13 protein-coding genes and 1 pseudogene are annotated in these 14,229 nt (G+C 61.7%); 3 read left to right on the forward strand and 11 right to left on the reverse strand.

Annotation, left to right across the window (positions count from 1 at the left end):
- Together AAFM29_RS00750 and AAFM29_RS00755 are read right to left on the reverse strand one after the other, a co-directional pair.
- Positions 1–359, reverse strand: a pseudogene (locus AAFM29_RS00750) (peptidase M20); the annotation flags it as partial.
- Between the two features lie 23 nt (positions 360–382).
- Positions 383–1,768, reverse strand: a complete 1,386-nt coding sequence (locus AAFM29_RS00755; protein WP_341710907.1) for an L-serine ammonia-lyase — start codon at positions 1,766–1,768, stop codon at positions 383–385.
- Positions 1,769–1,897: 129 nt separating this feature from the next.
- Here AAFM29_RS00755 and gyrB point away from each other — a divergent pair, with 129 nt between their 5' ends.
- Positions 1,898–4,441, forward strand: a complete 2,544-nt coding sequence (gene gyrB, locus AAFM29_RS00760) for a DNA topoisomerase (ATP-hydrolyzing) subunit B (protein ID WP_341710998.1) — start codon at positions 1,898–1,900, stop codon at positions 4,439–4,441.
- 19 nt (positions 4,442–4,460) lie between these two features.
- Positions 4,461–5,543, forward strand: coding sequence for an AI-2E family transporter (locus AAFM29_RS00765; RefSeq protein WP_341710908.1), 1,083 nt, complete (start codon positions 4,461–4,463; stop codon positions 5,541–5,543).
- On the opposite strand, the gene AAFM29_RS00770 is transcribed toward AAFM29_RS00765, so the two are convergent.
- The 7 genes from AAFM29_RS00770 to AAFM29_RS00800 form a co-directional block, all read right to left on the reverse strand.
- The gene (locus AAFM29_RS00770; protein ID WP_341710909.1) at positions 5,540–6,808 is read right to left on the reverse strand and encodes a WcaI family glycosyltransferase; all 1,269 of its coding nucleotides are present in this window, start codon (positions 6,806–6,808) and stop codon (positions 5,540–5,542) included. The two genes, AAFM29_RS00765 and AAFM29_RS00770, sit on opposite strands and share 4 nt — an antisense overlap.
- Positions 6,805–7,431 carry a hypothetical protein gene (locus AAFM29_RS00775; RefSeq protein ID WP_341710910.1) on the reverse strand — a complete coding sequence of 209 codons (627 nt, stop codon included), beginning with the start codon at positions 7,429–7,431 and terminating at the stop codon, positions 6,805–6,807. The genes AAFM29_RS00770 and AAFM29_RS00775 overlap by 4 nt, the downstream gene beginning before the upstream one ends.
- Positions 7,432–7,507: 76 nt before the next feature.
- A complete protein-coding gene (locus AAFM29_RS00780) occupies positions 7,508–8,311 on the reverse strand; it encodes a DUF1295 domain-containing protein (RefSeq protein ID WP_341710911.1) in 804 nt (267 codons plus the stop codon).
- Positions 8,301–8,933, reverse strand: coding sequence for a 1-acyl-sn-glycerol-3-phosphate acyltransferase (locus tag AAFM29_RS00785; RefSeq protein ID WP_341710912.1), 633 nt, complete (start codon positions 8,931–8,933; stop codon positions 8,301–8,303). Before AAFM29_RS00785 ends, AAFM29_RS00780 begins: the two co-directional genes overlap by 11 nt.
- Before the next feature lie 60 nt (positions 8,934–8,993).
- On the reverse strand, positions 8,994–9,413 hold the full coding sequence (locus AAFM29_RS00790) for a DUF559 domain-containing protein (RefSeq protein ID WP_341710913.1): 420 nt from the start codon (positions 9,411–9,413) through the stop codon (positions 8,994–8,996).
- A gap of 103 nt (positions 9,414–9,516) precedes the next feature.
- Positions 9,517–10,014, reverse strand: coding sequence for a retropepsin-like aspartic protease (locus AAFM29_RS00795; RefSeq protein ID WP_341710914.1), 498 nt, complete (start codon positions 10,012–10,014; stop codon positions 9,517–9,519).
- A 116-nt stretch (positions 10,015–10,130) separates the two neighbouring features.
- Positions 10,131–11,738: a carboxyl transferase domain-containing protein gene (locus tag AAFM29_RS00800; RefSeq protein WP_341710915.1), complete on the reverse strand. Its 1,608-nt coding sequence runs from the start codon at positions 11,736–11,738 to the stop codon at positions 10,131–10,133.
- 86 nt (positions 11,739–11,824) lie between these two features.
- On the opposite strand from AAFM29_RS00800, the gene AAFM29_RS00805 reads away from it, so the two are divergent.
- Entirely contained in the window at positions 11,825–12,361 is a 537-nt protein-coding gene (locus AAFM29_RS00805; protein WP_341710916.1) for a GNAT family N-acetyltransferase, read from the forward strand.
- Between the two features lie 13 nt (positions 12,362–12,374).
- On the opposite strand, the gene AAFM29_RS00810 is transcribed toward AAFM29_RS00805, so the two are convergent.
- Positions 12,375–13,028 (reverse strand): RNA methyltransferase, encoded by a 654-nt coding sequence (locus AAFM29_RS00810; protein WP_341710917.1) that lies wholly within the window; start codon positions 13,026–13,028, stop codon positions 12,375–12,377.
- Entirely contained in the window at positions 13,028–14,197 is a 1,170-nt protein-coding gene (locus tag AAFM29_RS00815; protein WP_341710918.1) for an isovaleryl-CoA dehydrogenase, read from the reverse strand. The genes AAFM29_RS00810 and AAFM29_RS00815 overlap by 1 nt, the downstream gene beginning before the upstream one ends.
- Positions 14,198–14,229 lie beyond the last annotated feature (32 nt).

Genomic DNA, 14,229 nt, shown 5'->3' on the forward strand with positions numbered 1-14,229 from the left:
GGGTCGCGTTCCCAATCGGCGCGCTTGGCCGCAACCACATCGATATGCGCAATCAGCAGGATCGGTTTCGCTTGCGGGTCTGAGCCCGGCAAGACAGCCACCAGTCCGCCCTCTTCGGGATTGGCATCGGTCGCGAACAGGGTCAGCTCATCGTCGGTGAAACCGGCCGCCTTCATCCGGTCGGCCATATACTGCGCCGCCCGGGTACAGCTGCCGTCGGGCAGCGACGTGTCGATCTCCACCAGGCCTTTCATCAGGCCGACGAAGGCCTGCTGGTCGGGGCGCAAGGGTTGCGATTGTGCAGCGACCGGCGCCACCATGGCCAGTGCCGCTGCCGAAGCCAGGATCCGTCCGATCATATGCCATTCCCCTCACCCGGGGCTCAACATTCGATCACGTTGACCGCGAGTCCCCCCTGGCTGGTTTCCTTATATTTTGTGGACATGTCGAGTCCGGTCTGCCGCATGGTCTCGATCACCTGGTCGAGGCTGACCCGCGTTTCCCCTTCGGTGCGATGCAGTGCCAACCGCGCGGCATTGACCGCCTTGACGGCGCCGATGGCATTGCGCTCGATACACGGTACCTGCACCAGGCCGCCGACCGGATCGCAGGTCAGGCCGAGATTGTGTTCCATCCCGATTTCCGCCGCACTGGCGACCTGCGCCGGGGTCCCGCCCCACAGGGCAGCGAGCCCGCCCGCAGCCATCGAACAGGCCACGCCGACTTCGCCCTGGCAGCCCATCTCCGCACCAGAAATGCTGGCGCGCTGCTTGTACAGCAGCCCGATCGCGCCGGCGGTAAGCAGGAAATTCCTGCGCCGGTCGCGGCACGGCGCCCTGTCATCGTCGGCGCAATAGAATCGAATCACCGCGGGGATGATCCCCGCTGCACCGTTGGTGGGCGCGGTGACCACGCGGCCGCCCGCCGCATTCTCCTCATTCACCGCCATGGCATAGCAGTTGAGCCAGTCGAACAATTGCTCGCGCTCGTTCGATTGCGGATTGGCGGAAAGTTTCTCCCACAGATCTGGTGCACGTCGGGAAACCTTGAGGCCACCGGGAAGGATGCCGCGCTGGGTGAGGCCCCGGTCGATACAGCCATCCATCGCGGCGGCAATCGCATCGAGGCCGGCCAATGTCGCGTCGCGCGGACGTATCGCATCCTCGTTGGCGAGAACGAGGTCCGCGATCGTCATTTGCGCCTCGGCGCAATGCGCCAGCAGTTCCGCCGCGCTGCCGAAATCGAAAGGGACCGGCTCGCCGGTTGCGATGCGGTCTGCCTTGGGCGGTCGCTTGAGCTGCGCTTCCGACGCGACGAACCCGCCGCCCGTGGAGTAGTATGTCCGCCTGAGCAGGATCTCACCCGCATCATCGAACGCCGTGAGCTTCATGCCATTGGGATGCAGCGCGGGAATAATGTGGCCGGCGAGCTCGATATCGCCTGCCATGTCGAAGCCGATCTCTCGCGCGCCAGCAAGGGTAAGTCGCCTGTCCGACCGGACCTTCGCCAGCGCGTCTGCGGCTGCATCCGGGCAAGCGGTGTCGGGGGCGAAGCCGGCCAGGCCCAGCACGCTGGCGCTGACCGTCCCGTGACCAACGCCCGTGAGTGCCAGCGAACCCTGCAGTTCCACCGCCACGCGGGCCACGTGCGCGAGCTTCCCACCCCGCTCCAGCGCCCGCACGAACATGGCGCCGATTCGCATCGGCCCGACCGTATGCGATGAAGATGGGCCAATCCCGATCCGGAAGATTTCGAGTACCGAAAGCATGGTCCGCGGGATGCGCTTCTCGCGGCCCGAAATCAACCGGTTACAAGCGAAACTTCTTCATGCGCGACTGTGGGGAAAAACCGGGCTGAATTCTTTGGTTTTCCGGTGCGCAAAGCCTATATCCTCGGCATGGACGAGAACACCGAAAACACGGGCGAAAATACCCCCCTGAACAATGCTCCCAAGGGCGAATACGGCGCAGATTCGATCAAGGTCCTCAAAGGCCTCGATGCGGTGCGCAAGCGGCCGGGCATGTATATCGGCGATACCGACGACGGATCGGGCCTGCACCATATGGTGTTCGAGGTATCCGACAACGCCATCGACGAAGCGCTGGCGGGGCATTGCGATCTGGTCCTGATCGAACTCAACCCCGATGGATCGGTGAGCGTCGAGGACAATGGCCGCGGCATCCCGGTGGACATGCACAAGGAAGAAGGCGTGTCGGCGGCAGAGGTCATCATGACCCAGCTCCACGCCGGGGGTAAGTTCGAGAACACCAGCGACGACAACGCCTACAAGGTTTCGGGCGGTCTGCACGGCGTGGGCGTCTCGGTCGTCAACGCGCTGTCCGAATGGCTCGAACTGACCATCTGGCGCGACGGCAAGGAACACTGGATGCGCTTCGAACACGGCGACGCGGTCGAAAGCCTGCGGGTCGTCGGCGATGCGCCGAAGGTCGAAGGCAATTCGGATCCGAACGGCTTCAAGAAGGGTACCCGCGTTACCTTCAAGGCCAGCGAAGAGACCTTCAAGAACGTTGTCGAATATGACTTCGAGAAACTCGAGCACCGCTATCGCGAGCTTGCCTTCCTCAATTCGGGCGTGCGCATCAAATTGCGTGACAAGCGCCATGAGGAACCGCTCGAGCATGACCTGTTCTACGAAGGCGGCATCGCGGCTTTCGTGAAGTACCTTGACCGCAATAAGCAGGCGCTGGTGGCCGAGCCGATTTCGGTAAGTGCGGAAAAGGACGGCATTGGCATCGACGTCGCGCTGGAGTGGAACGACAGCTACTACGAAAACGTCCTCTGCTTCACCAACAACATCCCGCAGCGCGACGGTGGCACGCACCTCGCAGCCTTCCGCGCAGCGCTGACGCGTACGCTCAACAATTACGCGACCAGTTCGGGCCTGATGAAAAAGGAGAAGGTCTCACTCTCAGGTGAGGACATGCGCGAAGGCCTGACTGCGATCGTCAGCGTCAAGCTGCCAGATCCCAAGTTCGGATCCCAAACCAAGGACAAGCTGGTCAGTTCGGAAGTCCGCCAGCCGCTCGAGTCGCTGATGGGCGAGAAGATGACCGAGTGGCTGGAGGAAAATCCCGGCGATGCACGCCAGATCATCCAGAAGGTGATCGATGCCGCCGCTGCACGCGAAGCCGCTCGTCGCGCTCGCGAAATGAGCCGCAAGGGGGCGATGAGCATCGCTTCGCTCCCCGGCAAGCTCGCCGATTGCCAGGAACGCGACGCGACCAAGTGCGAACTGTTTCTGGTCGAGGGCGATTCAGCAGGCGGTTCGGCCAAGCAGGGGCGTGATCGCAAGACACAGGCGATCCTGCCGCTCAAGGGCAAGATCCTCAACGTCGAACGCGCGCGCTTCGATCGGATTATTTCCTCGAAGGAGGTCGGTACGCTTATCCAGGCGATGGGCACCGGCCTGCGTGACGAGTTCAATCTCGAGAAGCTGCGCTATCACAAGATCGTCATCATGACCGACGCCGACGTCGACGGCGCGCATATCCGCACACTGCTTTTGACCTTCTTCCATCGGCAGATGCCCGAGATCGTCAAGGCGGGGCACCTCTTCATCGCCCAGCCGCCGCTTTACAAGGTCACGCGCGGCAAGTCGGAGGTCTATCTCAAGGACCAGGCTGCCTATGACGAGTACCTGATCGGGGTGGGCCTGCAAGGGCGCGTGCTCGAAACACAGGGCGGCGCACGTGGCGGGGTTGAACTCGAGGCACTGGTCCGGCATGGCCTCAGAATGCGCAATCTGCTCGGCTTCGCGCCGCGCAAGTACAACCCGGCCCTGATCGAGGCGATGGCACTGGCGGGTGCACTCAATCCCGCAGGCGGCGATCGCTCCGCAGCGCTCTCGCGTGCGGCGGCCCATCTGCAATTGGGCGACCCCGAGGCGCGTTGGTCTGCGGAGGTTGGCAACGACGGCATTGTCCGTTTCAGCCGGATTTGGCGCGGTGTGACCGATGTCCACGAGGTCGAACCGGCATTCCTCGACAGCGCGGAAGCACGCAAGCTGCACAAGCTCGCAGCCGAGCATGCCGAAGTCTACGCAGGACCGGTTCGCCTGGCCCGTGGCGGTGCGGAAGAAGTGGTCGAGGAAGTGGAGGCCGACGAGGGTGAGGAAGGTGAAGTCGAAGCGCCCGTGCAGTTCGATGGTGCGATCACCCTTCCAACCCAGCTGCTCGAAGCCGTCATGGCCGCCGGGCGCAAGGGGCAGAAGATCCAGCGCTACAAGGGTCTCGGCGAGATGAATGCCGAACAGCTGTGGGAGACCACGTTAGATCCCGACAACCGCGCGCTGCTGCAGGTCAAGGTCGAAGACGCCGACGTCACCGACGAGATCTTTACCCGGCTGATGGGTGACGTGGTCGAACCGCGTCGCGAATTCATCCAGTCGAATGCGCTCAACGTCGCCAATCTCGACGTCTGACGGATATCGGGAGCAGGACATGGCGGAAAAGGGGCAGGTAGCACCGATCGAACAGGGCGGTTTCCTGCTGTTCCTGGCCCTGGTCACGATGGCGCTGGTCGTGGTGGTGCTGCCCTTCACACAGCCGATGCTGTGGGCTGCGCTGGCCGCAATCATGTTCCAACCCCTGTACCGCTGGTTCCTTGCACGCATGCCGGGCAAGGACAGCCGGGCGGCACTCGCAACGCTGGGCGTGATCATGGTGGCGGTGATCCTCCCCGCCTTCCTGATCGGCAGTGCGGTGGTCAATGAAGCCGCCGGGCTCGTGGTCGCCTTCCAGGAAGGCCGGATCAATGTCTCGGACTGGTTCGATCACGTTATTGCCGCACTGCCGGACAATATCAGAGGCTCGCTCGACGCGTCGGGCTGGAGCGACCTCGAGAAACTGCAGCAGCGAGCGCAGGAATTCGCGCAGGCCAGCCTTGGTCTGATTGCGGCGCAAGCCCTTGCCATTGGCGGTAGCGTCTTCGGATTTGTCCTGTCCTTCGGCATCGCGCTCTATGCCAGTTTCTTCCTGTTGCGCGACGGCCGCAGCATTGGTGAGGCGGTGCTGTCCGCCCTGCCGTTTGAGCGTGGGGTGGCCAATCGCCTGGCCGCGCGTTTCCTGGGCATAGTCCGTGCGACCATCAAGGGATCCGTGGTGGTCGGCCTGGTGCAAGGTGCCCTGGGTGCGATTACTTTCTGGATCGCCGGGGTCCCCTCGGTTCTCCTTCTCGGAGTGATCATGGCGATCGCATCGCTCCTGCCAGCGGTCGGTCCAGCCATCGTCTGGATCCCGACCGCAATCTACCTCCTTGCCACGGGAGCGATCTGGCAGGGGGTCGTGGTAATCGTATCGGGCGTCGCGGTGATCGGAATGGCAGACAATGTGCTCCGGCCCATTCTGGTGGGACGCGATACCGGCATTCCGGACTGGCTCATCCTGATCACCACGCTGGGCGGCATCGCGCTGATGGGTCTGTCCGGTATCGTCGTCGGTCCGCTCGTCGCGGGACTGTTTCTTGCAGGCTGGGGCATCCTTCGCGAACAGCGCGGAGCCGTCAGCCCCGAAGCCGCGTCCTAGACAAAGGGAATTTCGGGCTCAACCGCTGCATCGAGCAAGACCTGCATCCGCTGCTCGAAGCGGTCGACCACCGCATCGCGTGCCCAATGGCTTGCAGCGCGCTGCCGCCCCGCCTGACCCATCTGCCCACGCAGGCCAACATCATCTGCCAATTGCCGGATTGCCCAGGCAAATGCGGCGCCATCCTGCGCCGGAACGATCACCCCGCTTCCCTCTAGTTCCTGCGCGATGCCGCTGCCGGGCAGAACCGTGGCAACCACAGGCCGACCCGAGGCGAGCATGTTGCCCAGCTTCGACGGCAGGACGAGATCCGCCGCACCGGGCAGCTGCGGGAGCAGGTGAATGTCTGCAAGGTTGAGCAGTTCGCCGACGCGTCCATCGGGCTGGAGATCTCGAAACTGGAGGTTCTCCATTCCCGCGGCAAGCTGTTCGAGCCGTTGCCGATTGGGCCCTTCCCCCGAAACCACGAACGCAATGTCAGGCCGATCGGCCAGGTGCCGTGCGGCTTCGATGACGATCTCCAGCCCCTGTTTGTTCGCGATATTGCCCGAGTAAAGGGCGACCGTCTTGCCTTCGAGACCCCATTGCGAGCGCAGTTGCGCGCCACTGGCGCTGGCTGCCTGGTCGGCGTGGTTCGCCCAGTTACGGACTTCGATTATCCGTTCCGGCGCGACGCCCTTGTCCAGTGCCAGGCGGCACATTGGATCGCTGATGGTCGACACGATATCCGCGGCGTGCAGCATCCGCTCCTCGAACCGAAGGGCGGCGCTGGCAGCGACTCCCTGGCTTTGGAGCAGGCCGGTGGCAAACGCCGCCCCGACCTCGAAATCCTGCACATGCAACCATAGCGGGACCCCCGCCCGCCGCGCCATGCGCACCGCGACCGGCACCGCAACCATTGACGGGGCAACGGTGAACACCATGTCGGGTTGGAATTCGCGTCGCGCCTGGCGTGCCGGACCGTAAGCGCTGCTGGCGAAACTCATATGGTGGACCAGGCGGCGTCTCCCCGTGGGATTGGCCGGAACGTAATGGGGGCAACGGGTGATCGAGACGCCGTGTTCTTCGCTCGACCGCCACCGTCCCTTGAACCGGTCGTACAGCTTCCATTCGGGATAGTAAGGCTGGCCGACGATGGCCCGCACTCGATGGCCACGCTCGACCAGTGCCTCTGCCAGTCCGGATGTATAGGGGCCGATCCCGATCGGTTCGGGTCGATAGTTCAGCCCGATAAAGAGGATGCGGCGCGAAGGGCCGTCGATCACGCCGCGCGCAGGCCTCGCTTGCCCCGGGCACCTCGATCCGCGGCGGACATCCCGTCGAACAAAGCATCCACGATATGCGCCAGTTTCTCTTCGGATAGTCGCGTATCGATCATCGCAATCAGATAGGGCTGGATGTAGCAGAGCACGGACTGATTGATCAGCGACAGCGCGGTGTTGATCTCAAGGCCTTCGAAATGTCCTTCCGCCTGGGCCTGAGCGATCAATTCACAAAGATAGTGGTCCGCAAGGTCGATATAGCTTTGCGCATATTCGAAATAGCGTTCGCCCATCTCGATATAGAGGTTGAATGTTGCCGGATCGCTTTTGAAATTGTCCCGCATCAGCGCATAGCGACGAACGAAAAACTCGTACATCTTGCGGCGCGGGGGCAACTCGGTTGCCATCACCTCGTCCATCACGGCCAACTTCGGCGCAAACCATTCAGCGGTCACAGCCTCAAGCAAGTCGGTTTCTTCGGGGAATGCCAGGTCTATGCGCGCACGGGCAATGCCCAGTTCGGCTGCCAGTTTGGCGCGGTTCACTTCCTCGCCCTTGCGTTCCATCAGCGCCATCGCCTCACGGGCGAAGCGTTTCCGGATTGTGTCGATATCGTCCTCGCTCACCGTGAAGAGCTCCCGTCTCGGACCAATGGGGCCCATGTAGAGCTTTGTGCCGCTGGTTAACCCCCCGGATTGAGACTTACTTTATTTTCCTGGGCGGGCGGGGCAGGAATCCGCTGGTGCGCGCGACATAGTCAGCAAACGGGTCACCGTGCTTCTTGTGCATCCCCGCCTCGAGCAAAGCCTTGCCCGACCAGCGGGTCAGCGTGAAGGTCAGGAACAGCGGGCCGATCACCGTCAGTGCGGGAACCCACCATCCGGCCGATGCCGACGCGATCCAGATCCCCCACCATACGCAGCAATCACCGAAATAGTTCGGGTGCCTAGTGTAGCGCCACAGGCCGGTATCGAGGATCTTCCCCTTGTTCGCCGGGTTGGCCTTGAAGCGCGACAATTGCCAGTCGCCGATCACTTCGAAACCCATACCCACAAACCACAGCGTGAAACCGGCCAATGCCAAGCCACTGATCGGCTCGATCGCGGCGGCTTCGAGTATGCCGTATTGGGCGGGGCCGCACACCACGAACAGCAGCACTGCCTGACCCAGGAATACCTTGGTCAGCGCAGCAATGGCAAAGTTGCCCTTCTCACGGTCCTTGCGCAGCATGCGCTCGTAACGCTTGTCTTCACCTTCCCGTCGCCAACGCAGGAAAAGGTAGAGCGACAATCGCAGCCCCCAGACGACCGCCATCGCCATCAGCAGCGTGGCAAGTGGTCCCGGCGCCCGAAGTTGCATCCAGCTGGTAAAGGCCATCAGCGCCATGCCGAAGCCCCAGAAGCTGTCGATAAAGGATACGTCATCGATCTGAACGGCAACGACCCACAGGATCAAGGTCACGCCCAGCAGGATCGCCGCATTGGCGACAAGAGCTTCAAGAATCATTCTGCACCCCCTCTTCTTCGACCAGCCGCAAAGCTTGTGCTTCAAGCACTTTGAAGCGCCCGTAGTCAGGTAGCTTGGAACGCATGAAACGTGCGATTTCGAGCAGGGTTTCACCGTAGTTCGCGCTTGGAACGATCGGTGGTCCGAAACCAAGGATATTGCGCTCGTTGCACACCCAGGCTGGAACGATCGGTACCTTGGCCGCGCGGGCAATATTGTAGAAACCCGATTTCCATTCGCCGTTCGAACTGCGCGTACCTTCCGCGGCAATCACCAGTGCCAACCGGTCACGCCGGGTAAATTCTTCGGCAACTTGCTGGGTGACGTTGCTGCGCTTGGTCCGATCGACAGGGACGCCGCCCATGTCGAACATGAAGTTCTTCATGATCCCCTTGAACAGCGTGTGCTTGCCCATGAAGTTGGGCTCTACCCCTTCCTCCGCAGTCGCGCCGATGAAGAAGACGAAGTCCCAATTCGAAGTATGCGGCGCGCCGGCGATTACGAACTTCGGAATATTCGGCAGATGCCCGTCGAGCTTCCATCCCTTCCAGCGATAGATCACCATGATGATCCGCCGGACGATGCGCGACAGGATCGATCGCTTGCGACGCGAACTCTTCATTCCTTCTCCCCTGTCGCAGTTGCCTAGCAGCTACGTAAGGGAAAGCGAGAGGGATTCAGGTCAGTCCCGGTTTTCCCCCTGCCCGGTCGCGGTGAGCCGGGAGAGTGCAGGGTGATCGGGAGGAAGCAGGTTCAATGCCCGTGAGACCACCTCTTGGGCGGCATGGTGCGAGCCGTCGACTACGGAACGCCGGGAAAGCTTCAAGGTCGCGATACCGGCCTTCTCGAGCCACTCTTCGCGTTCTGCATCGAAAGCCGCGCCCTCGATCTCGATCCCGAGGCGAGCGTCTCGGCAGTAGAAGTCGTGAACATACTTTCCCGTCGCCCGCTGCCGAGTGAACTTGAGCCCGCATGGTCGGGCACGCAGTTCACGCCAGAGCAACGCTTCCAGCAGGTAGGATTCCACCTGCGCGCCAGACACTTGCCCGGTCACCACCCCACCAGTCGTCGTCACAAGATCCCCGTCCGAATCGCTGCTCACCCAAGTGGGCTCGCACGCCGTCAGATTGCGGACAAGTCTTCGTGAAACCTGTCATAATTCCTACACATAGCATGTGGCGTCGACATGCAGACCCAAGCAGGTTTTAGGTCTGCTTGGATGGCGTCGGCGGCCCATCCGGCTTCATTGGCTCAAGATAGAGCCTGCTCTTAGACACATCGATGATCCCATTGAAGCTGGTCAAAAGGTCCTGCCCTATGACACCGTCAACCGTGACACCTGCCCTAGCCTGGAGGCCGTCGACGACATGGCGCAGGTCTATCGAAGCTATTGAGGTCAATTGATACGGCACCCCGTTGATCTCGAAAGAGTCGATCGCGTGCCGACTGATTTGAACTTCTCCGCCTGCGCCGAAACCGTTCCTGACCGCGGCATTAGCGCCGGTATCATCGAGATATTTGTGCAGGGATGCCGTGTGAATGACTGTCCCGCTTGCCCCAGAGTCCAGAACAAACAGGCCGGTTCGCCCATTTATCGCGACTTCAATGAGTTCGTGGCCGCTCGACACCTTGGTGAGTTGAACGGCTTGATATCCCTGTTTGGTAAGAAACGTGCCGATTTCCGAGGGGGACTCCTGGACCATCGACTGGGTGCATGCCGCAAGACCCGCAAACGATAGGAGCACGAACCCCGGCTTCATTCTCATCACCAAACGACCTTGCTGTTTTTGTTATATATTTCTGTATTCCCCCCGGCTTTCTACATCCTGAACACGCCAAACGCGGGCCGCTCAGCAATCGGCGCCTCCAGCGTTGCGGCGAAGGCGAGGCCCAGCACATCGCGGGTCTGGATCGGATCGATCACGCCATCGTCCCACAGCCGCGCGGTGGCGTAATAGGGATTGCCCTCGTCTTCGTATTTCTGGCGGATCGGGGCCTTGAAGGCTTCCGCCTGTGCAGGCGTCCAATTATCGGCATCGCGATGGACGGTAGCGAGGACCGACGCAGCCTGCTCGCCGCCCATCACGCTGATCCGCGCATTCGGCCAGGTAAACAGGAAACGCGGCTGATAGGCACGGCCGCACATTCCGTAATTGCCCGCACCGAAACTGCCGCCGATCACCACGGTGACCTTGGGCACGGTGGCGGTGGCAACGGCGGTCACCAGTTTCGCCCCATGCTTGGCGATACCTTCGGCTTCATATTTTCCGCCGACCATGAAGCCCGAGATGTTCTGCAGGAACAGCAGCGGGATGCGGCGCTGGCAGGCGAGCTCGATGAAATGCGCGCCCTTCTGCGCGCTTTCGGAGAACAGCACGCCATTGTTGGCGAGGATCGCCACCGGCATGCCCCAGATATGCGCGAAGCCGCACACCAGCGTGCTGCCGTAATGCTGCTTGAACTCATGGAATTCGCTGCCATCGACGATGCGTGCGATCACCTCGTGCACGTCATAGGGCGCACGGACGTCCTCGGGGATCAGGGCATAGAGATCGTCGGCGTCGAATTTTGGCGGGCGCGGATTGCGCAGCTCCACGTTTGCAGCTTTCCCGGTGTTTGCACCGAGGTGCGACACGATATCGCGCACGATGGTGAGCGCGTGCTCGTCATTCTCGGCGAGGTGATCGACCACGCCTGACTTCCTTGCGTGCAGGTCGCCTCCACCAAGGTCTTCGGCGCTGATCTCCTCGCCTGTAGCGGCCTTCACCAGCGGCGGCCCGGCAAGGAAGATCGTGCCCTGTTCGCGCACGATCACGGTCTCGTCGGACATGGCCGGGACATAGGCGCCGCCCGCGGTGCAACTGCCCATGACGCAGGCGATCTGCGGGATGCCCAGCGCGGACATGTTCGCCTGGTTGAAGAAGATGCGCCCGAAGTGGTCGCGATCGGGGAAGACCTCCGCCTGGTAGGGCAGGTTCGCCCCACCGCTATCGACGAGGTAGATGCAGGGCAGGCGATTCTCCTGCGCAATCTCCTGCGCGCGCAGGTGCTTCTTGACCGTCATCGGATAATAGGAGCCGCCTTTGACGGTCGGATCATTGCAGACGATCATGACCTGCTGCCCGCTGACGCGACCGATACCTGCGATCATCGAGGCGCCGTTGACGTCGCCTTCATACATCCCGTTCGCCGCGAGTTGCCCCACTTCGAGGAATGGCGAACCCGGATCGAGCAAACGCTCTACCCGATCACGCGGGAGCAACTTGCCGCGGCTGACATGGCGCTCGCGATGCTTCTCGGGCCCGCCGAGCGCGGCCTCGGCAACCTTGGCGCGCAGATCGTCGGCCAGCGATTTGTTATGTTCGAACCGCGCCTTCGCCTCGGGCGCTTCGCGGTCCAGCTTGGTGGTGAGCACAGGGGCTGTCATGGGGCGAAGCCCTAGCGTCCAAAATCGGCGCTGCAAAGTTGTGCGTCGCCACTTCCCCCCCTCGCACGGCGAGCTACAAGCAGGTCATGGACCAAGGACTCACCGCACGCTGGGCGACCGAAGACGATATTCCAGCGTTACGTAACATCATGGACCTCGCGATCGAGCACCTACAACGTGGCTTCCTGTCACAAGAACAGATTGCCGCCAGCCGTGCAGTTATGGGTCTGGATACGCAGCTGATCGCCGATCGGACCTATTGCGTGATCGAGGATGGGACGATCCCGGTCGGCTGCGGCGGATGGAGCAATCGCAACACGCTCTATGGCGGCGATCACAGCACCGACCTGCGCAATGCCAGCCTGCTCGACCCTGCGAGTGACCCGGCGCGTATCCGTGCCATGTATACCCATCCCGAGCACGCCCGGCGCGGCATCGGCAGGATGATCCTGGATTTCTGCGAAGGCGCGGCCCGCGATCACGGCTTCACCAGCGTGGAACTGATGGCAACGATGAGCGGCGTCCCGCTCTACAAGGCTGCAGGCTATGTCGAGATCGAACCACGCATCGACGTAGTCGACGGGATCGAAGTCCCGCTGGTGCGGATGCGGAAGGAACTTTAGCTCAGCGCCGTGATCAACGGTCCATAACCGTCGGAAGCGGGGTGTTTCGTTCGCCGCGCTTGTCCCGCTTTCGATACTTGCTCTGGTATTCGCGGCGCTGCTTGGTCACTTCGTACAGCACAATGCCGGACGAGGTGCCAAGGTTAAGGCTCTCGATGAAGCCGAACATAGGTATGGCGATACAGGTATCGCTCCGCTCGACCGCCAGGTCAGAAATTCCGCGCTTCTCATTGCCGAACCAGACCGCCAGCTTGGCGTGTTCGGTGAAATCGCCTTCATGAAGGTAAACGTTCTGCTTGCCCTTCACGTGAGGTGAGGTGACGACCGAATGAAAATTGTTCTTCTCAAGATGGTCAAAGCAGTCTGCGGTGCTGTCGAACCGCTTCACGAAACTCCATTTCACCGCGGACACTGACGTCTTCGAGAGTGAGGGTTTTTCGCGCATCTCTTGCCAGTCGTCAGGCAAGGAATTGCGCGGATCTACCACATAAACTTTCTCGACCCCCAGCGCATTCACATTGCGGATGACGGTTCCAATGTTCTTGATGTCCGAAGGATCCTCGATGACCGCAATCAGGTTCTTGCAGATGAACGGCTTGATCGCATCCGCACGTGCCCGGACTGAAGCTTTCGACTTCTTGGGTTCCTCACCCTCAACAACCGGCATCACCCCGCCGCTCCGATCAGTTCGCGGCCGATCAGCATGCGGCGGATCTCATTCGTGCCCGCGCCGATGTCGAGCAGCTTGGCATCGCGCAGATAGCGTTCGACCGGCCAATCCTTGGTATAGCCCGCGCCGCCCAGTGCCTGCACCGCTTCGGCGGCAACCTTGAAGGCATTCTCGCTCGCCAACAATATCGTCCCTGCCGCATCGAAGCGGGTTGTCTGGCCGGCATCGCAAGCCTTGGCCACCGCATAGGTATAGGCGCGCGCCGATTGCAACGCGACGTACATATCTGCCACCTTGGCCTGCATCAGCTGGAAACTGCCGATCGGCTTTCCGAACTGCTTGCGCTCACGCAGATAGGGAATGACCGTGTCGAGGCAGGCCTGCATGATACCCAGCTGGAGTCCGGCGAGCACCACGCGCTCGTAATCGAGCCCGCTCATCAGCACGCCGACGCCGCCATTGACGGGACCCATCACGTTTTCTTCGGGCACTTCGCAATCGTCGAACACCAGCTCGGCGGTCGGGCTGCCACGCATGCCCATCTTGTCGATCTTCTGCCCAATGCTGAAGCCAGGCATGTCCTTCTCGATCAGGAAGGCAGTGATGCCGCGCGAACCGGCCGCTCCATCGGTCTTGGCATAGACCACCAAAGTGTCGGCATAGGGCGCATTGGTGATCCAGAACTTGGTGCCGTTGAGGACATAGCCACCCTGAACCGCTTCGGCCTTGAGCTTCATCGAAACTACGTCCGAACCGGCGCTAGCCTCGGACATGGCCAGCGAGCCGACATGTTCACCGCTGATCAGCTTGGGCAGGTACCTGGCCTTCTGTTCGTCATTGCCCCAACGGCGGATCTGGTTGACGCACAGGTTCGAATGCGCGCCATAGCTGAGCCCGATGCTGGCCGAAGCGCGACTCACTTCCTCGACGGCAATGACGTGCTCGAGATAGCCGAGGCCAAGGCCGCCCCACTCCTCTTCCACGGTCAGGCCATGCAGGCCCAGCTCGCCCATGGCGGTCCACAGCTCGTCGCGCGGGAACCAGTCATCACGGTCCGCCTTTTCGGCCAACGGTGCGATCTGCTCGTCGGCAAAACGGCCAACGGTTTCGCGGATCATGTTGGCGGCATCGCCAAGCTGGAAATCGAAATCGGGGGTCGCGCGCATGTTCTCTCCTACTGCGTTCGCGAGGGTCTCTG

Origin of the sequence: Erythrobacter sp., from assembly GCF_038133525.1 — a bacterium.
Taxonomy (GTDB): Bacteria; Pseudomonadota; Alphaproteobacteria; order Sphingomonadales; family Sphingomonadaceae; genus Qipengyuania.

Coding starts and splice junctions, on each gene's coding strand:
- AAFM29_RS00755 (WP_341710907.1), bottom strand. CDS start 1,768: ATGCTTTCGGTACTCGAAATCTTCCGGATCGGGATTGGCCCATCTTCA.
- gyrB (WP_341710998.1), top strand. CDS start 1,898: ATGGACGAGAACACCGAAAACACGGGCGAAAATACCCCCCTGAACAAT.
- AAFM29_RS00765 (WP_341710908.1), top strand. CDS start 4,461: ATGGCGGAAAAGGGGCAGGTAGCACCGATCGAACAGGGCGGTTTCCTG.
- AAFM29_RS00780 (WP_341710911.1), bottom strand. CDS start 8,311: ATGATTCTTGAAGCTCTTGTCGCCAATGCGGCGATCCTGCTGGGCGTG.
- AAFM29_RS00785 (WP_341710912.1), bottom strand. CDS start 8,933: ATGAAGAGTTCGCGTCGCAAGCGATCGATCCTGTCGCGCATCGTCCGG.
- AAFM29_RS00795 (WP_341710914.1), bottom strand. CDS start 10,014: ATGGTCCAGGAGTCCCCCTCGGAAATCGGCACGTTTCTTACCAAACAG.
- AAFM29_RS00800 (WP_341710915.1), bottom strand. CDS start 11,738: ATGACAGCCCCTGTGCTCACCACCAAGCTGGACCGCGAAGCGCCCGAG.
- AAFM29_RS00805 (WP_341710916.1), top strand. CDS start 11,825: ATGGACCAAGGACTCACCGCACGCTGGGCGACCGAAGACGATATTCCA.
- AAFM29_RS00810 (WP_341710917.1), bottom strand. CDS start 13,028: ATGCCGGTTGTTGAGGGTGAGGAACCCAAGAAGTCGAAAGCTTCAGTC.
- AAFM29_RS00815 (WP_341710918.1), bottom strand. CDS start 14,197: ATGCGCGCGACCCCCGATTTCGATTTCCAGCTTGGCGATGCCGCCAAC.